The organism is Pseudomonas rhizoryzae (assembly GCF_005250615.1).
Lineage (GTDB): Bacteria > Pseudomonadota > Gammaproteobacteria > Pseudomonadales > Pseudomonadaceae > Chryseomonas > Chryseomonas rhizoryzae.
Genome location: NZ_SULM01000001.1, coordinates 462,411 through 481,202, shown reverse-complemented (window position 1 = coordinate 481,202; position 18,792 = coordinate 462,411). Strand labels below are relative to the sequence as shown.

Annotated in this window: 19 protein-coding genes; 12 read left to right on the top strand and 7 right to left on the bottom strand. The window is 68.4% G+C overall.

Translation table 11 applies throughout. The features are described 5' to 3' along the window. Positions 1-3: 3 nt before the first annotated feature. The 4 genes from FAZ11_RS02125 to madM all read left to right on the top strand — a co-directional run bounded on the left by FAZ11_RS02125 (position 4) and on the right by madM (position 3,140). Complete coding sequence (locus FAZ11_RS02125; RefSeq protein ID WP_420849690.1) at positions 4-690, top strand: malonate decarboxylase holo-ACP synthase; 687 nt, start codon at positions 4-6, stop codon at positions 688-690. After that, the gene (gene mdcH / locus FAZ11_RS02120; protein WP_137279453.1) at positions 687-1,622 is read left to right on the top strand and encodes a malonate decarboxylase subunit epsilon; all 936 of its coding nucleotides are present in this window, start codon (positions 687-689) and stop codon (positions 1,620-1,622) included. Before FAZ11_RS02125 ends, mdcH begins: the two co-directional genes overlap by 4 nt. A 337-nt stretch (positions 1,623-1,959) precedes the next feature. After that, on the top strand, positions 1,960-2,364 hold the full coding sequence (gene madL, locus FAZ11_RS02115; RefSeq protein ID WP_058762637.1) for a malonate transporter subunit MadL: 405 nt from the start codon (positions 1,960-1,962) through the stop codon (positions 2,362-2,364). Between the two features lie 8 nt (positions 2,365-2,372). Continuing rightward, complete coding sequence (madM, locus tag FAZ11_RS02110; protein WP_137279462.1) at positions 2,373-3,140, top strand: malonate transporter subunit MadM; 768 nt, start codon at positions 2,373-2,375, stop codon at positions 3,138-3,140. Here madM and FAZ11_RS02105 read toward each other — a convergent pair. From FAZ11_RS02105 to FAZ11_RS02095, 3 genes are all read right to left on the bottom strand, one after another. Continuing rightward, positions 3,137-4,045: a LysR family transcriptional regulator gene (locus tag FAZ11_RS02105; protein WP_058766473.1), complete on the bottom strand. Its 909-nt coding sequence runs from the start codon at positions 4,043-4,045 to the stop codon at positions 3,137-3,139. The two genes, madM and FAZ11_RS02105, sit on opposite strands and share 4 nt — an antisense overlap. Positions 4,046-4,273: 228 nt before the next feature. Beyond that, positions 4,274-5,572 carry an MFS transporter gene (locus tag FAZ11_RS02100; RefSeq protein ID WP_058772926.1) on the bottom strand — a complete coding sequence of 433 codons (1,299 nt, stop codon included), beginning with the start codon at positions 5,570-5,572 and terminating at the stop codon, positions 4,274-4,276. Between the two features lie 79 nt (positions 5,573-5,651). After that, positions 5,652-6,401, bottom strand: a complete 750-nt coding sequence (locus FAZ11_RS02095; protein WP_058766486.1) for an SDR family NAD(P)-dependent oxidoreductase — start codon at positions 6,399-6,401, stop codon at positions 5,652-5,654. 194 nt (positions 6,402-6,595) lie between these two features. Here FAZ11_RS02095 and FAZ11_RS02090 point away from each other — a divergent pair, with 194 nt between their 5' ends. Next, positions 6,596-7,507: a LysR substrate-binding domain-containing protein gene (locus FAZ11_RS02090; protein WP_137279452.1), complete on the top strand. Its 912-nt coding sequence runs from the start codon at positions 6,596-6,598 to the stop codon at positions 7,505-7,507. On the opposite strand, the gene FAZ11_RS02085 is transcribed toward FAZ11_RS02090, so the two are convergent. Continuing rightward, a complete protein-coding gene (locus tag FAZ11_RS02085) occupies positions 7,504-8,385 on the bottom strand; it encodes a LysR family transcriptional regulator (protein ID WP_137279451.1) in 882 nt (293 codons plus the stop codon). The genes FAZ11_RS02090 and FAZ11_RS02085 overlap by 4 nt on opposite strands. A 128-nt stretch (positions 8,386-8,513) precedes the next feature. Here FAZ11_RS02085 and FAZ11_RS02080 point away from each other — a divergent pair, with 128 nt between their 5' ends. Genes FAZ11_RS02080 through FAZ11_RS02070 form a run of 3 tightly spaced genes read left to right on the top strand, consistent with a single transcriptional unit; the run spans position 8,514 to position 11,488 of the window. Then, complete coding sequence (locus tag FAZ11_RS02080) at positions 8,514-9,824, top strand: CitMHS family transporter (protein ID WP_137279450.1); 1,311 nt, start codon at positions 8,514-8,516, stop codon at positions 9,822-9,824. Beyond that, positions 9,825-11,177, top strand: coding sequence for an acyclic terpene utilization AtuA family protein (locus tag FAZ11_RS02075; protein WP_137279449.1), 1,353 nt, complete (start codon positions 9,825-9,827; stop codon positions 11,175-11,177). Next, positions 11,174-11,488, top strand: a complete 315-nt coding sequence (locus FAZ11_RS02070) for an AtuA-related protein (RefSeq protein ID WP_058779088.1) — start codon at positions 11,174-11,176, stop codon at positions 11,486-11,488. Before FAZ11_RS02075 ends, FAZ11_RS02070 begins: the two co-directional genes overlap by 4 nt. A gap of 9 nt (positions 11,489-11,497) precedes the next feature. On the opposite strand, the gene FAZ11_RS02065 is transcribed toward FAZ11_RS02070, so the two are convergent. Further along, on the bottom strand, positions 11,498-11,779 hold the full coding sequence (locus FAZ11_RS02065) for a hypothetical protein (protein ID WP_058786356.1): 282 nt from the start codon (positions 11,777-11,779) through the stop codon (positions 11,498-11,500). A gap of 206 nt (positions 11,780-11,985) precedes the next feature. On the opposite strand from FAZ11_RS02065, the gene FAZ11_RS02060 reads away from it, so the two are divergent. Further along, entirely contained in the window at positions 11,986-12,453 is a 468-nt protein-coding gene (locus FAZ11_RS02060) for a type 1 periplasmic-binding domain-containing protein (RefSeq protein ID WP_137279448.1), read from the top strand. Between the two features lie 199 nt (positions 12,454-12,652). Here FAZ11_RS02060 and FAZ11_RS02055 read toward each other — a convergent pair whose 3' ends face one another. Beyond that, positions 12,653-13,102 carry a chemotaxis protein CheD gene (locus FAZ11_RS02055; RefSeq protein WP_240043616.1) on the bottom strand — a complete coding sequence of 150 codons (450 nt, stop codon included), beginning with the start codon at positions 13,100-13,102 and terminating at the stop codon, positions 12,653-12,655. A 694-nt stretch (positions 13,103-13,796) separates the two neighbouring features. Then, positions 13,797-15,668, bottom strand: a complete 1,872-nt coding sequence (locus tag FAZ11_RS02045; protein WP_058772934.1) for a sigma-54-dependent Fis family transcriptional regulator — start codon at positions 15,666-15,668, stop codon at positions 13,797-13,799. A 301-nt stretch (positions 15,669-15,969) separates the two neighbouring features. On the opposite strand from FAZ11_RS02045, the gene FAZ11_RS02040 reads away from it, so the two are divergent. From FAZ11_RS02040 to FAZ11_RS02030, 3 genes are read left to right on the top strand one after another with little or no spacing between them, the layout of a single operon-like run. Further along, the gene (locus tag FAZ11_RS02040; RefSeq protein ID WP_058762625.1) at positions 15,970-16,752 is read left to right on the top strand and encodes an SDR family NAD(P)-dependent oxidoreductase; all 783 of its coding nucleotides are present in this window, start codon (positions 15,970-15,972) and stop codon (positions 16,750-16,752) included. Between the two features lie 10 nt (positions 16,753-16,762). Next, entirely contained in the window at positions 16,763-17,812 is a 1,050-nt protein-coding gene (locus FAZ11_RS02035) for an ATP-NAD kinase family protein (RefSeq protein ID WP_058772935.1), read from the top strand. Position 17,813: 1 nt separating this feature from the next. Then, positions 17,814-18,791: a thiamine pyrophosphate-dependent dehydrogenase E1 component subunit alpha gene (locus tag FAZ11_RS02030; RefSeq protein WP_058772936.1), complete on the top strand. Its 978-nt coding sequence runs from the start codon at positions 17,814-17,816 to the stop codon at positions 18,789-18,791. Position 18,792: the final 1 nt, after the last annotated feature.

Sequence of the window (18,792 nt, the reverse complement as noted above, 5' to 3'; positions counted from 1 at the left end):
ATGGTGGGATCGTTGGGCTTCGCTGCGCTCAACCCAACCTACGGCGCTCCAGTAGGTTGGGTTGAGCGCAGCGAAGCCCAACACAGACCCCACGACCTGCTCTGGGGCCTGACGCCGGATGCCCTCCCACCAGAAGCTCCGGCCTGGGCAACAGGGGTAGCCCAGGCCGGCCTGCCGGTGGTGGTACGGCGGGCAGCACCCGAGACAGGCTGCATCCCAGTCGGCCTGCGCGGCTCTACTCGGGCCGAGCGGCTCGCGACCTGGCTGGAGTCCGCTGCCGTGCTGCAACACTGCGCCCCCGAGGTCCTGAGAATCTCGAGTGGTTGCCGTGACCTACCCGTGTTCGACACCCTGGCCCGCCTGCAAACGTTACTGGATGACCTGGGCCTACCCTGGGGCCCCACCGGTGCCGCCGGCTACGAGCTGGCCTCAGGCTGGCCCGCGTTGCATGAGGGGAGCGATCTGGATCTGCTGATCCGCTGCACCGCCCCGCTGCCGCGCGACCAGGCACGGGCACTGCTGGCGTCCCTGCAGGCGCAGGCGCTGTGCCGCCTGGACATTATCTTGGAAACCCCGCTCGGCGGCGTGGCCTTAGCCGATTGGGCTGGGAACGCGCCAAGGGTGCTGCACAAGACCGCTGCCGGTCCTCGGTTGGTGACCGATCCGTGGCCAGGGGAGCACGCCGCATGAGTACCCTCTTCCAGTTTCCCGGCCAGGGCGCCCAACGCCCCGGCATGCTGCACGCGCTGCCCGAGCACGCCGAGGTCCGGCGTACCCTGGAGGAAGCGGCCGAGGTGCTGGAAAGCGATCCGTTGAACCTGGATACCGCCACGGCCCTGGAACACACCCGCGCGGTGCAGCTCTGCCTGCTGATCGCCGGTGTTGCCACCGCGCGGCTGTTGTTGAGTCGCGGTCCGGCGCCGCAGTTGGTGGCCGGGCTGTCCATCGGTGCCTATGCCGCAGCGGTGGTGGCGGACGCCCTGGACTTCGCCGACGCCCTGCGCCTGGTAGCGCGGCGTGGCGAGCTGATGCAGGCGGCCTATCCACGCGGCTACGGCATGCTGGCGGTGCTTGGCTTGGGTCGAGGTGCGGTGGAGCGCCTGGTCGCCAGCCACCAGCGTCCCGAAGCGCCGCTGTATCTGGCCAACGCCAATGCCGAGCAGCAGTACGTGGTGGCGGGGAGCGACGCGGGCCTGGCGGTGCTGGCTGAGGCGGCTCGCCTTCAGGGCGCTGCGGCCGCCAAGCGCCTGGCCATGAGCGTGCCGTCCCACTGCCCGCTATTGGCGGAAGCCGCCGAATGCCTGAACCAAGACTTCACTGGCGTCGAGCTGCGGGCGCCGCGCTTGGCCTATCTCAGCGGTACTTCGGCACGGCGGCTGGTGCGCGCCGAGCAGTTGCGCGACGACCTGGCCTTCAACATGGCCCGGCCCATCGAATGGCACGCCACCCTGGAGGCCGCGCGCGAGCGCGGCGTGCGCCTGGCCATCGAACTGGCACCGGGCAGTGTGCTTACCCAGTTGGCCAAACGCGTGCTGCCCGCGGCCGGGGTGCTGGCCTGGCAGGATACCCACCCCGAGACACTGGACGCGCTGCGGCGCGAGGAGGCAGCGCGACTGGACTGAGCTTTTCGCACAAGGCGGCTACCCTCACCCCAGCCCTCTCCCCAAGGGAGAGGGGGCAAGAGCGGGAGCGGTGCCCAGGCTTCAGCCCATCCAAGCACAACCAAGGATAGACAAGGATTTTAGAACACGGCGGCTGCCCTCACCCCAGCCCTCTCCCTCAGGGAGAGGGGGGTAAGAGCGAGAGCGGTGCCCAGGCTTCCATCCGAACCACACAGGACCCAAAGAGATCGTCAAACACAGCAGCGCCCTCACCCCAGCCCTCTCCCCGAGGGAGAGGGGGTAAAGCGAGAGCGGTGCCAGGCTTCACCCACCCCAAGCACAACCGAGGACAACAACAATGATCATCTACGGTGTCGCTTTACTCTCCCTCTGCACCCTGGCCGGCATCTTCGTCGGCGAAGTTCTGGGCCGGCTCATCGGCGTACCCGCCAACGTCGGCGGTGTCGGCATCGCCATGTTGCTGCTGATCTTTTTCAGCAGTTGGATCAGCAACCGAGGCACCGGACTTGCGGCCAAGACCGAACAGGGCGTGGAGTTCTGGAGTGCCATCTACATTCCCATCGTGGTCGCCATGGCGGCGCAGCAGAACGTGGTGGGCGCCCTGCACAGCGGTCCCATGGCCATCCTCGCCGGCCTGACGGCTGTGGGTATCGCCTTCGCACTGGTCCCGGTGCTCGACCGCCTGGGCCGCAAGAAGCCCGCGACCACGACTCCCGCCCCCCTTAGCCAGACCGCCCGGTGACCGCCATGCTGATCGAAGCCCTGAGCAAGACCACCCAGTCCTACGGTTTGATCGCGTCCTTCGCCATCATCGGCGTCATCATGTGGGTCTCCTACTGGCTCTCCGACAAGCTCACCCGCGGTCGCCTGCACGGCTCGGCCATCGCCATCTTTCTCGGCCTGCTGCTCGCCTATGTCGGCGGGGTCATCAGTGGCGGCCAGAAGGGCCTGGTCGACTTGCCGCTGCTGGGGGGCCTGGGCCTGCTCGGTGGCGCCATGCTGCGCGACTTCGCCATCGCCGCGACGGCCTTTGGCGTCAACATGCGCGAGCTGCGCGAGGCGGGCATCGCTGGTGTCATCGCGCTGCTGATGGGGGTGTTCTCCTCCTTCATCGCGGGCGTCGCCATCGCCCTGGCGTTTGGCTACACCGACGCGGTCAGCCTGACCACCATAGGTGCGGGCGCAGTGACCTATATCGTCGGCCCGGTGACCGGTGCGGCCATCGGCGCCAGCTCTGACGTCATGGCGCTGTCCATCGCCGCCGGCCTGGTGAAGTCCATCGTGGTGATGATCGCCACGCCCTTCCTGGCGCCCTACATCGGCCTGAACAATCCGCGCACCGCGGTGATCTTCGGCGGTCTGATGGGCACCTCCAGCGGCGTCGCAGGGGGCCTGGCGGCGACCGATCCGCGGTTGGTGCCCTACGGCTGCCTGACCGCGGCCTTCTACACCGCCCTGGGGTGCCTGCTCGGTCCGTCGCTGTTGTTCCTGGCGACCCGCGCGCTCGTTGGCGGCTAGCTCCGCGCGTACATCCGGCACTCGGCAACGAAGGCCAGCAGATTGGGATCGCGCTCGCGGCTGCGCAGGAAGACCGCGCCGATGCGCTGTTGCAGGCGGTAGCGCGGCGCCAGGGGCAAGAGCTTGAGGCGGTTCTGGTAGACCGCCTCGACCCGCCCCGGCAGCAGCGCATAGCCCACCCCGGAGCTGACCATGCTCATCAGCGAGAAGATGTCGTTGACCTGCATGATCACCTCCGGCTCGAAGCCGGCCTGGGCGAACACCTGGCGGCCGTCGCGAAAGGTGGCGAAGCCCTGGGTCAGGGTCACGAAGGGCACCCCGGCCAGGTCGCGCAGGTCCACCTCGGCCTGGTCGGCAAAGGGCGAGTCGCTAGGTGCGGCCAGGAAGATGTCGTCGCTGAACAGCTCCACACTCTCGCAGTCGGCATTTACCACGGCGTCGTCCAAGGCCACCAGCATGGCGTCCAGCTTGAAATCGTGCAGCTGCTCGGCGAGATCGGCGTTGGAACCCAGCACCAGGTCGATATTGAGTTCGCTGCGCCTGAGCTTGAGGCCCATGATCAGCTGGGGCACGGTCTTGACCGTCAGCGAATAGAGCGCGCCCAGGCGAAAGCGATCGGCCGAGAAGCCCGCTGCCTGCCGGGTGAGCCGTACCGTCTCGGCCAGGTCCTGCATCAGTCGCTCGGCGCGCGCTTCCAGCACGAAGGCGCCGTCCAGCGGCGTCAAGGTGCGCCCCTCGTGCTTGAACAGCGGACAACGCAGGGCGCTCTCCAGCGAATGGATGGCGCGGTGCACGCTGACATGGCTGGTGCCCAGCTCGGCGGCGGCCCGCGCCAGGTTACGGCTGCGCATGAAGGCCAGAAAGATCTCCAGCTTGCGCAGGGTGAGGTCATCGTTATCGGACATGGCGGACAGCGGGTGGTGGAAGTCAGCTGTTCACCTTGCCCGGATGGGCCGGCGGCGTCGAGGGCTGGGGCGCCTGGTTAGCCGGATAACGGCAGGCGCCCTCTTTCCTCCACCCCTACAACCGGCCCTCGATCTGCTGGCAGACCGCCGTGGTGGAGCTGCCGTAGCGGTCGTGCGGCGTAGGCAATACGAGCTATGGCGAAGAAGCGGTCATGAGCTGTACCTCGATTAACGATTGACCAAGGCGGCGGGGATGCGCAGGACCAGCGTGGCGCCGATCACCAGTACCCCGGTGATGAGGAACATGCCGATGGCGCTTGAGCCGGTGCTGGTGGTGATCCAGCCGATCAGGTAGGGCGAGCAGAAGCCGGCCAGGTTGGCGAAGCTGTTCACCGCGGCGATGCCGGCGGCGGCGGTGACCCCGCCCAGCAGCGTGGTGGGCAGCATCCAGAACAGCGAGGACGCGGAAAGGATGCCGGCCGCGGCCAGGCACAGGCTGAGGATCGACAGGGTGACGTTGTGGCCGAAGACCGCGGCGAGGCTGAGGCCGCAGGCGCCCAGCAGCATGGGAATCACCAGGTGCCAGCGGCGTTCGCGGTGCTTGTCCCCGCTGCGCCCGGCCAGCAGCATGGCGACGATGGCGCACATGTAGGGCAGGCTGGTGAGCAGGCCGATCTGTAGCGGATCGGCGACGCCCGAATTGCGCACCAGGGTCGGCAGCCAGAAGGTGATGGCGTACTGGCCCATGACCACGCAGAAGTAGATGCCGGCCAGCAGCCACAGGCGGCGATCACCGATGAAGTCGCGCGCGTTGGCGTGTTCGGTCTTGTGCTGGTTGTCCTCGGCCAGCTCCTTCTGGATCAGCGCCTTTTCTTCGTCGTCCAGCCAGGTCGCCTGGTGCACGCCGTCCTTGAGGTAACCCAGCACCATCAGGCCAACCACTCCCGTGGGAATGGCTTCGATGACGAACATCCACTGCCAGCCGGCCCAGCCATGGACACCGGCGAACTGATTCATGATCCAGCCCGACAACGGCCCGCCGATCATCCCCGACAGGGGTATGGCGACGAACCAGAGCACCGTCATGCGGGCGCGGCGGTAGGAGGGAAACCAGAAGGTGAGATAGAGCAGCAGGCCCGGCGCCAGCCCCGCCTCGGCCACGCCGAGCAGGAAGCGCAGCAGATAGAACTGCCAGGCCGTCTCGACGAAGGCGAACATCGCCGAGAGGATGCCCCAGGTGATCATGATGCGGGCGATCCAGCGGCGGGCGCCGACCTTGTGCAGGATGATGTTGCTGGGTACCTCGCAGAGGAAATAGCCGAGGAAGAACATGCCGGCGCCGAGGCCGTAGACGGCTTCGCTCAGGGCCAGGTCGTTCATCATCTGCAGCTTGGCGAAACCGACGTTGACCCGGTCCAGATAGGCGCAGAAGTAGCACAGCATGAGGAAGGGCATCAGCCGCCAGGCGGTCTTGCGATAGGCATTGGCGCGCGCGGAGGCGGTTGCCGTCAGGGTGAGCGTAGTCATGGTCTGATCTCTTGTTGTTATGGGCGCCGCAGCCGCTGGCGCCCTCTTCGATGCAGAGCGTTGAGAACGAGGGGGGCGATCAGTGGATCAGCATGCCGCCATTGACGTCCAGGGTGACGCCGGTCAGGTAGCTGGAGAGATCGCTGGCCAGGAACAGCGCGGCATTGGCCACGTCCTGGGGTTCGCCAAGGCGGCCCAGGGGGATGCCGTCGATGATCGACTGGCGGCGCTCGTCGTGCATCAGGCCGCCGGTGATGTCGGTCTGGATCAGGCCGGGCGTGAGGGCGTTGACGCGGATGCCATCCGGGCCGAATTCCCGCGCCATGGCCTTGGTCAGGCCCAGCACCCCGGCCTTGGCGGCGCTGTAGTGCGGGCCGCCGAAGATGCCGCCGCCGCGCTGGGCGGAGACCGAGGACAGGCAGACGATGCTGCCACCGCCCTGCTCGCGCATGGCCGGAATCACCGCCTGGGACATCAGCAGGGTGCCGCGCAGGTTGACGTCGAGGATGCGGTCGTAATCGGCGCGGCCGATCTCCAGGGTCTTCACCGGCTGGGTGATGCCGGCGTTGTTGACCAGCACATCGAGGCGCCCGTACTGGGCGAGCGCCTGCTCGACCGCGGCCTTGACCTGGGCTTCGTCGGCCACGTTGGCGGCCAGGCCCAGATGACCTTCGCCGAGACTGGCCGCGGCGTCGCGAGCGGCGCTGGCATCGAGGTCGAGGATGATGACCCGCGCGCCCTGGGCGGCGAAGGCCTGGGCGGTGGCGCGACCGATACCGCGGGCGGAGGCGGCACCGGTGACGAGGGCGATCTTGTCTTGCAGCAGCAGGGAGTGCAGGGGCATGGCGCTATCCTTCTTGTTGTTGTGGAGGTCTATCGCTGGTCGTCAGCGTGCCCCTGCCCCAGGGCCCCAGCAACGCAGCCTGCGTCAGACCGTGCTGAATAAAATTCACGCCTGCGGCTTGGCAGTCTGGCCTGGTCGATCAAGAATCAGCTTCGAACTGGCCAAAGGACTCACGCCTCATGGACTCCGGCAAGCCGCTTTCCCTGCCACCACTGAAAGCCCTTCAAGCCTTCGAGCAGACCGCCCGCTTCGCCAACGTCGCCCGCGCCGCCGAGCAACTGGCGCTGACGCCCTCGGCGGTCAGCCATCAGCTGGCCAAGCTGGAAGCCCTGGTGGGTCGCGCCCTCTTCGTCCGCGGGGCGCGCGGCATGACCCTGACTCCGGCCGGGGAGCAATACCTGGAAGAGGTCAGCGAGGTGCTGCACCGGCTTGCAATGGCCACGGATCGCGCGACCAGCGATGCCGGCCTGGAATGCCTGCGCCTGCACTCGGCGCCGAGCTTCGGCCTGCTCTGGCTGATGCCGCGACTGGAGCTATTCCGCCAGAGCCATCCCGACCTGCAGCTCAATCTCTCCTGCTCCTACGAGTCCCTGCATTTCAGTCGCGACAAGGTCGATATCGACATCCGCCACGGCCTGCCCAACTGGCCGAACCTGGAGATCCGCACCCTGCAGCGTGAACGCTTGGCGGTGCTGGCCGCACCGAAGCTACTGGAGAAGCGGCCGATCCACTCGCCGGCGGATCTGTTGCACAGCGAACTCATCCTGTCCGAAGCGACGCTGATGAAGTGGCCCAACTGGTTCGCCCAGCAGGGCCTGGCGCTGCCGGAACGGCCCTACACCCTGAGTTTCGACCGTTCCTATATGAGCCTGGAAGCCGCCCGCCATGGCCTGGGCTTCGCCCTGGAAAGCACGGTGCTGGCGGCGGACTATCTGGCCCGCGGCGATCTGGTGCGGGTGCTGCCCCAGGATGACGACCTACCGGTGGCCGCACACCACTTGGTGTTTCCCCGGGCGCACTCGCGCTACGCCCGGGTGCGACGCTTTCTCGACTGGCTGCAGCAGGAGCTGGGGCAGCCCTTCGAGTACTAGAGCACCTGCAGCCGCTCCCTGAGCAACTCGACAAAGGCCTGGGCCGCCGGGGTGAGGCTGCGCCCGGTGGGGGTGAGGATGCCCAGCGGCCGGGCCAGGCTCTCGCCGCGGACCGGCAGGGCCACCACCGGGGCCTCGCCACCGGCCGATTCCGGTAGCAAAGCCAGGCCCTGCCCAGCCGCCACCAGGGCCAGCAAGGTGCTCATGTAGTTGGCCTCCAGCGCCACCACCAGGCGCAGGCCGGCGGCGGCGAAGGCGAAGTCCAGGCATTCGCGCACGCTGCTGTCGCGACCGGTCAGCAACAGCGGCACCGCGTCGAGTTCGGCCAGGGTGATTTCCGCACGGTCCGCCCAAGGATGGTCGCGGGGCACGAAGAGATGCAGGTGATCGACGTACAGCGGCTGGAAGTCCAGGCCCACGGCGCGCGGGCGGACGCCGATGCCCAGGTCCACCTGCCCTTCCCTGACCTGCGCCTCGACCCGCCCGGCCACCACGTCCTGCAGGCGGATCTCGATGGCCGGATGGCGCGCCTGGAAGGTCTTCAGCAACTCGGGAAAGGGCCCCATGAAAAAGGACGGCAAGGCCGCCAGGGTGATCCGCCCGCGGCGCAGGCCGGCCAGGTCGCGGGCGTGGGTCTGGACATCGCCCAGGTCCAGCAGGATGCGCTCCAGCGGGCCGCGCAGCTCTTCACCGGCGGTGGTGAGCTGGACCCGGCGCGGGGTGCGCTCCAGCAGCTGTACTTCCAGCCAGGCTTCGAGTTGCTGGATCTGCACGGTGAGCGCCGGGGGTGACAGGTGCAATTCCTCCGCGGCGCGGGCGAAGGAGCCCTGGCGGGCCACGGCGAGAAAGGCCTGCACATGCTGGAGCAGATTCTTCATTTTGTTTTTCTGAACGCTGCTTCGGAAGATTCCAATTTACAGGACATCGGACGTCTTCGAATACTGGACCCACAACAACAAAACCTCCCGTGCGCCCGCCTGCCGCGCCACGGTCCAAGGAGTCCGCCATGCTCGCCCTGCTCGGTGTCGTCACCATCCTTACGTTGCTCGTCGCGGTCATGAGCAAACGCGTTTCGCCCCTGGTCGCCCTGATCGTCATCCCCATCGCCGCGGCCCTGATCGGTGGCTTCGGCCTGGGCACCAGCGCCTTCATCATCGCCGGCATCAAGGGCGTCGCCCCGGTGATCGGCATGTTCGTCTTCGCCATCCTGTTCTTCGGCATCATGACCGACGCCGGGATGCTCGATCCCATCATCGACCGCATCCTGCGCACCGTCGGCACCCGGCCGACGCGCATCGTCTGCGGCAGCGCCCTCCTCGCCCTGCTGGTGCACCTGGACGGCTCCGGCGCGGTGACCTTCCTGGTGACCATTCCCGCCATGCTGCCGCTCTATACCCGCCTGGGCCTGGACCGGCGCATCCTCGCCTGCGTGGCGGCCATGGCCGCCGGGGTCAACTTCCTGCCCTGGACCGGGCCGGTGCTGCGCTCGTCGGCCGCCCTGCACGTGCCGGTGGCCGAGCTGTTCCAGCCGCTGATCCCGGTGCAGCTGGTGGGCCTGGCCTTCGTCTTCGCCAGCGCCTGGTGGCTCGGGCGGCGCGAGGAGAAGCGCCTGACCCTGGCCGGCCAGGCGCCCTGGCTGGCCGGCGGCGGGGCCGGTGCCGCGCCGGAGCGAGTGCTCAGCGACGCCGAGCGCGCCCTGCGGCGTCCGGACCGCTTCTGGATCAACCTACTGCTGACCCTGGTGGTGATGGGCGTGATGATCGCCGGCTGGGTCGATCCGGTGGTGATGTTCATGCTCGGTACCGTGGCCGCGCTGAGCCTGAACTACCCTTCGGTGGACGCCCAGAAGGCGCGCATCGATGCCCACGCCAAGACCGCCCTGACCATGGCCAGCATCCTCTTCGCCGCCGGCGTCTTCACCGGCATCATGCAGGGCAGCGGCATGCTCAAGGCCATGGCCCAGGTGGCGGTGGCCGGCATCCCGGCCGGGCATGGCCAGTTGATCCCAGCGGTAGTGGGTTTCCTGTCCATGCCGCTGAGCCTGCTGTTCGATCCGGATTCCTACTATTTCGGCGTCATGCCGGTGATCGCCGAGGTGGGCCGCAACCTGGGCGTGGATCCGGTGCAGGTGGCCCAGGCCTCGCTGCTCGGGGTGCACACCACCGGCTTCCCGGTGAGCCCCCTGACCCCGGCGACCTTCCTGCTGGTGGGCCTGTGCAAATTGGATCTCGCCGATCACCAGCGCTTCACCATCCCCTTCCTGTTCGCGGCCTCGGTGCTGATGACCCTGACCGCCCTGCTCCTGGGAGTCTTCTAGATGAGCCGTCTTCTTCGCATCGGCTGCGGCGCCGGCTATTCCGGCGATCGCCTCGAACCCGCCGTGGAGCTGGCCGAGCACGGCCGGCTCGACTACCTGGTCTTCGAATGCCTGGCCGAGCGCACCATCGCCCTGGCGCAACAGGCACGGCTTGCCGATCCCGAAGCGGGTTTCGATCCGCTGCTAGAGGCGCGGATGCGCCGTATCCTGCCGCTGCTGCGCCAGGCCGGGCGGTCGCGGTTGCGGGTGATCACCAACATGGGTGCCGCCAATCCGACCGCTGCGGCGCGCAAGGTCGCGGCGCTGGCCAGGGAGCTGGGCGTGACGGGGCTGAAGATCGCCGCCGTGGCCGGCGACGACGTGCTGGCCCAGTTGCCCACCGACGCCGTGCTGGACAATGGCCAGACCCTAGCCGAGCTGGGCGACCGACTGATCTCGGCCAATGCCTACCTGGGGGTGGAAGGCATCGTCCAGGCACTGCAGGCGGACGCCGATGTCATCATCACCGGGCGAGTGGCCGATCCCTCGCTGTTCCTGGCACCGCTGGTGCACGAATTCGGCTGGGCGGCGGACGACTGGGAACGTCGCGGACGCGGCACCCTGGTCGGTCACCTGCTGGAATGCGCCGGCCAGGTCACCGGTGGCTACTTCGCCGACCCTGGCTACAAGGACGTCCCCGACCTCGCGCGCCTGGGCTTTCCCCTGGCCGAGGTGGACGCCGACGGCCAGGCGACCCTCACCAAGGTGGCCGGCTCCGGCGGCTGCGTGACCCCGGCGACCTGTACCGAGCAGTTGCTCTACGAGGTGCATGACCCGGCGGCCTATCTGACGCCGGACGTGACCGCCGACTTTTCCGGCGTTGCCCTGCAGCAGGCGGCGCCCGACCGGGTGGCAGTCAGCGGTGCCCGGGGTAAGCCGCGCCCGGAACAGCTCAAGGTCTCGGTGGGCTATCGCGACGGCTGGCATGGCGAAGGCCAGATCTCCTACGCCGGCCCAGGCGCCGTCGCCCGGGCCCGACTGGCAGCCGCCGTGGTGCGCGAGCGCCTGCAACTCTGTGGTGTACCGGTGGAAGAGCTGCGCTGCGAACTGATCGGCTGCGACGCCCTGCATGGGGAAACCCTGGCGGCCCGGGCCGCTGGCGAACCCTGGGAGGTGCGGCTGCGCGTCGTCGGCCGCTGCGCCAGCCGGGCGGCGGCGGTGCAGATCGGTAACGAGGTGGAAACCCTCTACACCAATGGCCCGGCCGGCGGTGGCGGCGCCACCAAGGCGGTCCGCGAGGTCATCGCCGTGGCCTCGCTGCTGTGGCCGCGTGCGGCCGTCACCCCAACCCTGGAGCTGGAGACACTGCCATGAAATTGCGCGAGATCGCCCACGTCCGTACCGGCGACAAGGGCGACATTTCGAACATGGCGGTGATCGCCTATCGCCGCGAAGACTTCGAGCGCCTGCGCCAGGCGCTCACCGCGGAACGGGTCGCCGCCTGGTTCGTCGATAGCCGTCCGGCCGACGCCGCGCCCGTGCGCCGCTACGAGTTGCCGGCCCTGGGCGCGCTGAATTTCGTGCTACCCGGCGCCCTGCGCGGCGGCGTCACCCGCTCGCTGGCGCTGGACGCCCATGGCAAGGGCCTGGGCGCGGCGCTGCTGGATCTGGAGTTGGAAGACTAAGCCTGGCGCTCAGCCAGGAGACCCTACCCGGTCGCTCGGCAAGCTCGTCAACAGCACGGTGTCCTTGTCGAGCGGCACCTGGGCGCCCTTGCGGCGCAGTTCATTGATGGCGTGCAGCAGAACCAGATTGATCCGCTCGATGCTCTGCATGTCTTCGGCCTTGATCAGGCGCGATACCTGGGCGTTGTGATCCGACTCGATGAGCGTGATCAACAGGCCATCGCTACGCCGCTCCAGTTGATGGCGGACGGGCGGATCGAGTTTGGCCAAACGTTCGTGCAACCTGTCCATGCGCAGGCTCCTGACTAAGGAACGTCACCTTTGCAGGCTAGCCGTCGCGCTGAGGAACGCAAGCCTCTATAAGGTACCTTTCGGCTGGCCAAGGCTATCCATGAGGCGCTGGGTAGTCGCTAAGACAAGGCGTTGTCACGAAGCTGCCATCGGTCGCCGGTAAGCTGAGTCTCTTGACCGCCCACCGCCGCGGCAGAGGCCAACCGATGGATACCCGCCCCGCCGTCCACCTGTTCAGCGCCCTCGCCGCCCCGCTGCAACGCCTGAGCCCCAGCGCCGAAGCGGTCCGCTGCCTCTCGGCCCGGGGGCGCGGCCAGCGCATCGCCCGGGCTACCCGGCAGCTCCTCGCGCTCGGTCATCGCCGCATCCTGCTGGTGTCGGGACCGGAGCAAGACGTCAGGCTCACCAATGCCGACATGTACGGCCACGCCCAGGTCATGCTGGCGGAAGGACTGCCGCTACTGCCCCGCCTGGAACTCGGCGCGACGCCGGAGTCGGTCTGGCCGGAGTTGCTGGCATTATTGGAAGAGCTGGCGCCCAGCGTATTGCTGGGCACCCAGGAAGCCGTCGTTGCTGACCTTGAGAGCGCCGTGCGCCACCATGCAGGGTTTGCCAAGCTGCTGATCGTGGGCCCTGAGACCCGTATGACGGGGCCGGGGGCTATTCGGCATTGACCCGTCCCGCGCAGGCTCGCCACCCCCTAGAAAGTCGCTCCCCGGACGCCCTGCCCGGCCCAGGCGGCAGCCAGGGTACCAAGCAGTCAGCCGCGCTAGCGACGCGGAGCAAACTCGGTAACTGGGATTTGCTGACGACATAATCGAAACCCAGCAACCTCGAGCCTGGTCCTCGATCCCAAGAAAGCAAAAGCTCCCGTTATAGGGCCATCTGTTTGGGCGGCGTAACCTGGGCGGGCTCCACCTGCCGTACCAGCACCTGACCGTTGGTGAGGTCCAGGGACAGCGTGCGATGACCGGCGCCGCGAACGTGAGTACGGACGGGGCAGAGACCCTGTTGGGCCAGCTGCGCCAACGCCACATCGACATTGACGTCACCGATATTCCTGACCCGCCCGCGCAGGATCTGGGGAAACATGTTGCCGCCCCCATAGACGTGCACCTGGTAGCCGGAAAGGTCACCGCCATGACGGGCAACCTCACCTAGCATGAGGGTGAGGGATTCATCGACGTATTGCCCATTGGCAGCGGTACCGAGGGCAGCCTGCTGGCGCGTGGGCAGCAAGGCATGGGTCACGCCGCCAAGGCGCCGGCGCGGATGCCAGAAGACGAAGGCCACACAGGAGCCCAGGATGGTACGGATGCGCACCTCACCCCTGCCAAAGCTCCACTCACCGGGACGTAGGAAAAGCTCCGCCGTGGCAGCCATGGCTAGAACACCCGTGAATGGATAGGGAAGACGGCCATCGCCAGGGCGTCAGCCGACTCACCAGCAGTCGGCCCATCGCCATAGGTGTCGTTGCTGGCCGGTAGATCCCCGGATCTTTGACGATCCCTCGTTAGCCTGTCGCTCATTTGTCACACTCATTCCAGAATCAAAAAGGAACTACGTAAATTATTATCGCAACATCTATTTCGTTGTGACTTGGCGCTAGTTGATGCCGGGCCTGGGCACAGCGTTAACGTCAGAATCAGCGTTCGAGACGCCTTCCGCTCCGTGTCAGCATAGAGAGCTTCAACGTTTTCAACAGTCAGCAAAGCTAATGGAGGCGATAGCTTTCGCAGGGCTGGACGGTAGATCTCCAGTCATCGGGCAGCCAGGTCGACCCTGGGGATTCTTGCACCCGTCGACTGACGTGGTCGGCGACCGACTCAGAAACGAATGAGAGCGGTAGCAGGCACCGTTGTCCGTCATGACTCGCTGAAAGTGGACGCCCAGCCCGCGGTAGCAAGGCACCGTCTGCAACGGGGCTCGACAGGCGCTACCGCCGCGCTCGTCCGGGTGCAGGCTGGTGAAGGCCAGCCGAGACGCATCATCGAGCGCAGGCATTTTTTGTACAGAGCTAAGGCTGCCGGTGCGGCATGGCGATACCGTAAAGCTTTAGCCGCCGATAGAGGGTGGCCCGGGAGATACCGAGCGCCCGGGCGGCGGGGATGGCCTTCCAGCGGTGGCGAACCAGGGCAGCGAGAATCGCCCGCCGTTCGGGGCTGTCGAGCTGGGGCTCCGGCTCGCTGGCCAGCGGCTGCTCCGGGTGCAGGCTGGCCGGCAGGTGGTCGAGGGTGATGAGGGTGCCCTCGCAGAGCGCGCCGGCATAGCGCAGCACGTTACGCAGCTCGCGCACGTTGCCCGGCCAGTCGTGGGCCAGGATGGCCTCTTGCACCTGGGGCGCGAGGTCCGGTGCGGGGCGGTCAGCGCACTCCTCCGCCAGTAGCCGCCGCGCCAGGGCCAGACGGTCGGCGCGTTCGCGCAACGGGGGCAACTGGAAGACGGCGCCATTGAGGCGATAGAGCAAATCTTCCCGAAACAGCCCGGCGGCCACCCGCTCGATGAGATTCCGGTGGGTGGCGCAGACCAGGCGCACGTCCACCCGTCGCGGCCTGGCGCTGCCTACCGGCAGCACCTCGCCCTCGGCCAGCACCCGCAGCAGCCGGGTCTGCAGGGCCAGTGGCATGTCGCCGATCTCGTCGAGGAACAGGGTGCCGCCATCGGCCGCGACGATCAGGCCGTCGCGGCCCTGGCGCTGGGCCCCGGTGAAGGCACCGGGGGCATGGCCGAAGAGTTCGCTCTCGATCAGGCTCTCGGGCAGGGCCGCGCAGTTGAGGGCGACGAAGGGCCGGGCCGCCCGGTCGCCACCGGCATGCAGGGCGCGGGCGAAGACTTCCTTGCCGGTGCCGGTCTCGCCGGTGACCAGGATCGGCAGGCCGTGGCGATAGAGACGCACGGCGGTGTCCAGGGCGCGGGTGACGCGGAGCTCCTCTTCCGGCTCGGCATTGGTTCGCACCAGGGGGATGATCGCGCCCAGGCGCGGACGCGGCGGCCTGACGCGCCCATGGAAGCGTGCCTCGCCGAGGCGCAGGGGCTCGGCGTCGTCCTCCCGCAGCCGGGCCGCGGCGTCACGGCCGAACAACTCGTCGAGGCGTTGCGGCAGGTAGCCGAGCTGGCTCAGGCAGAGGTGCCGCGCCGGGCGGTTGAGACCGGTCAGACGACCACTGGCGTCCCAGGCCAGCAGGAATTCCGGCTGGGTCTCCAGGTAGCTGGCCTGGGCATGGCCGCAGAGTACCCAGTCGCCGCGGGCGCTGTGCATGAAGTAGGCGTTCTCGATGCGCTGGGCGCTGTCGCGGGTGAATTGCTGGATCAGCAACTGGCTGCGGCGGTCGTCCGGTGAACGCGGCGCCGAGACGTCCAGCACCCCGAGCAGTTCGCCACCCGGGGCGAACACCGGTGCGGCGGTACAGGTGAGGCCGGTGAAGGCGACGCGGAAATGATCGGCCTTGTGCACCGTCACCGGCGCCCGGTCGGTGAGCACCGCCGCGACGCCGCAGGTGCCCTCCTCCTGCTCGGACCAGCAGGTGCCCAGGTAGAGGCCGGCGCGGCGGCATTCGTCATCCAGGCGATCGCTTACCCGGTAGTCCAGAGTGTGGCCCTGGGCATCGGCCAGCAGCACGCAGTAGTCGGCCGCCTCCACCCGCGCATGCAGGGCGCCCAGCTCACCGTCGGCGACGCGCAGGAAATCCTCCGCCGCCTGCTGGTGCTGGCGCAGTTCGTAGCGCGAGAGGATGCGCGGGCCGTGCAGGCAGCCCGGATCGAGATGGTGCTGCTCGAAGGAGCGGCGCCAGGATTCGAGGATGCGCCCGGGCGGGCTAAGGCTGCGCAGCGGCGCGCGCAGGGCCTGGTCGATGGCACGGGCGTGGTGGTGCGCCTGGGCAGACGGCATGGGGTGTCTCTCCCTCGGTTCCGGTCATGGCGTGGAAGGCCGGTCATTGTTCTGCCCTTCATTTAGCGCCCCCCTCGCCCGCCGTTCAAGTCGCCCCGCCGGTGAGACGAATCGTCTCAGCGTCTCGCCGCGCGGCTGCGGCGCTGAGACGTCCCGGCTCGTCCAGCCACCCTGACCAGCCCGACCTTCCATCGCTGCAAGCCGCGCCAGGCCTGGATTACAGGAAGTTCGAAGCGACCTGGCACCGGCCTTGCTCAGGGCTCTGCGACGCTCCCATCACAACGACAAGAGGGCCAGACCCATGAGCGCACCCCTGCTTGGCAAGACCGCCCTGGTGACGGGCGGTGGACGTGGCATCGGCCTGGGCATCGTCACCGCCCTGGCCGAAGCCGGCGCCGATGTCGCCGTGGCCGACCTGACGCTGGACCTGGCGCGACAGGGCGTCGCCGCCGTGGAGGCAGCCGGCCGCCGCAGCCTGGCCATTGCCGTGGACGTCCGCGACGCCGCCAGTGTCCAGGCCATGGTGCAGCACTGCCAGCGCGAATGGAGCCGGCTGGACATCGCCGTGAACAATGCCGGTGTCATCAGCATCGCCTCGGTGCGCGAGCTGGACGAAGCGGCCTGGGACCGGGTCATGGACGTCAACGCCAAAGGCGTCTTCCTCTGCTGCCAGGCCGAGCTGGAGCTCATGCGTCCGCACGGCTTCGGCCGCATCGTCAACACCGCCTCCATCGCCGGCAGGGTCGGCTTTCCCGATCTCGCCCACTACAGCGCCTCCAAGTTCGCCGTGATCGGGTTCAGCAATGCGCTGGCCAAGGAAGTGGCGCGCGAAGGCATTACCGTCAACGCACTCTGCCCCGGCATCGTCGGTACTGGCATGTGGCGCGGCGACGACGGCCTTTCCGGGCGCTGGCGCCAAGCCGGGGAAAGCGAGGAGCAGTCCTGGGCCCGCCACCAGGCCACCCTGCTGCCCCAGGGCGAGGCCCAGACCGAAGCCGACATGGGTCAACTGGTGGTCTACCTGGCCCAGGCGCCCCACGTCACCGGCCAGGCCATCGCCGTGGACGGCGGCTTTTCCCTCTAGGAGCGCCGCCATGCCCATCACCGTCGGCATCCTGCCCAACCCCGCTTCCGGGCGTGACCTACGCCGGCTGACCGGCAACGCCGCCCTCACCTCCAGCACCGACAAGGCCGGGGTGGTCATGCGCCTGCTGGCGGCCTTTGGTGCCACCGGGGTAGAGCGGGTGCTGCTGCCGCCCGATATGACCGGCATCGCCGCCGCCGTGCTCAAGGCCAGCGGCAGCCGCCAGGCCCGCGAGCAGCGCTGGCCGGAGCTGGTATTCCTCGACCTGCCGCTGACCCAGACGGTGGACGACACCCGCCGCGCCGCCCGGCTGTTGCTGGCGCAAGGGGCCGCCGTGATCGCCGTGCTCGGCGGCGACGGCACCCACAAGGCGGTGGCCGCCGAGGTGGGCGACCTGCCGCTGTTGACCCTCTCCACCGGCACCAACAACGCCTTTCCCGAATTGCGCGAGGCCACCAGCGCTGGCCTGGCCGGCGGCCTGGTGGCCAGCGGCCGGGTCGAGCCAGCCCTGGCGCTGCGGCGCAACAAGCGGCTGCGGGTGGAGGTCCCCGAGCGCGGCATTCGCGACTGGGCGCTGGTGGACGTGGCGGTCTGTCGCCAGGCCTATCTCGGCGCCCGGGCGGTGACCCAGGTGGAGGACCTGGTCGAGGTCTTCACCACCTTCGCCGAACCCTGGGCCATCGGCCTCTCGGCACTGTGCGGCCTGTGGCACCCGGTAGGTCGCGACGCCCCTCACGGCGGCTGGGTGCGCCTGGACCCGAGTGCCCTGGCGCAACTCACCGTGCCCCTCGCCCCCGGCGTGCTGGCCCAGGCCGGTATCGCCGCCAGCGGCCTGCTCTTGCCGGGGGAGCCGCGCAGCCTGTCGCTGGCGGCCGGCACCCTGGCGCTGGATGGCGAGCGCGAAATCGAATTCGGCCCCGAGGCGCGTCCGCAGGTGACGCTGGACCTCGACGGCCCCCTGAGCATCGACGTGGAGCGGGTGCTGGAGTTGGCGGCGCAGCAGCGCCTGCTGGTCCGCCGCCTACCCGCGTCGCCCCTCGGCAATCCTGGAGAACAATAAGATGAGCGAGACCCCAAGCGTCGACCAACTGAGCCATGCCTACCGGGTGATGCGCACCATCCGCGCCTTCGAGGAGCGGCTGCACGTGGAATTCGCCACCGGCGAGATCCCCGGCTTCGTCCACCTCTATGCCGGCGAAGAGGCCTCGGCGGCCGGCGTCATGGCCCACCTGGGCCACGAGGACAGCATCGCCTCCACCCACCGCGGCCACGGCCACTGCATCGCCAAGGGCGTGGACGTCTACGGCATGATGGCCGAGATCTACGGCAAGAAGACCGGGGTCTGCGGGGGCAAGGGCGGCTCCATGCACATCGCCGACCTGGAAAAGGGCATGCTCGGCGCCAACGGCATCGTCGGCGCCGGGGCGCCCCTGGCTGCCGGTGCCGCCCTGGCGGCCAAGCTCAAGGGCAGCGACGCCGTGGCCGTGGCCTTCTTCGGCGATGGCGGCTCCAACGAGGGCGCGGTGTTCGAGGCCATGAACCTGGCGTCGGTGTGGAATCTCCCCTGCATCTTCGTCGCCGAGAACAACGGCTATGCCGAGGCCACCGCCTCCAACTGGTCGGTGGCCTGCGATCACATCGCCGACCGCGCCGCCGGCTTCGGCATGCCCGGGGTGACGGTGGACGGCTTCGACTTCTTCGCCGTCCATGAAGCCGCTGCGGCCGCCGTGGCCCGCGCCCGAGCCGGCGAAGGCCCCTCGCTGATCGAAGTGAAGTTCACCCGCTACTTCGGCCACTTCGAGGGCGACGCCCAGACCTATCGCGATCCCAACGAGGTCAAGCAGGCCCGCGAGCAGCGTGACTGCCTCATGCAATTCCGCGAGCGGGTGACGCGCTCCGGCCAGCTGCAACCCGCCCTGCTCGACAGCATCGACCAGGAGGTGGAGCAGCTCATCGAGGACGCCGTGCGCAAGGCCAAGGCCGATCCCAAGCCCGGCCCGGAAGACCTGCTCACCGACGTCTACGTCACCTACGCCTGAT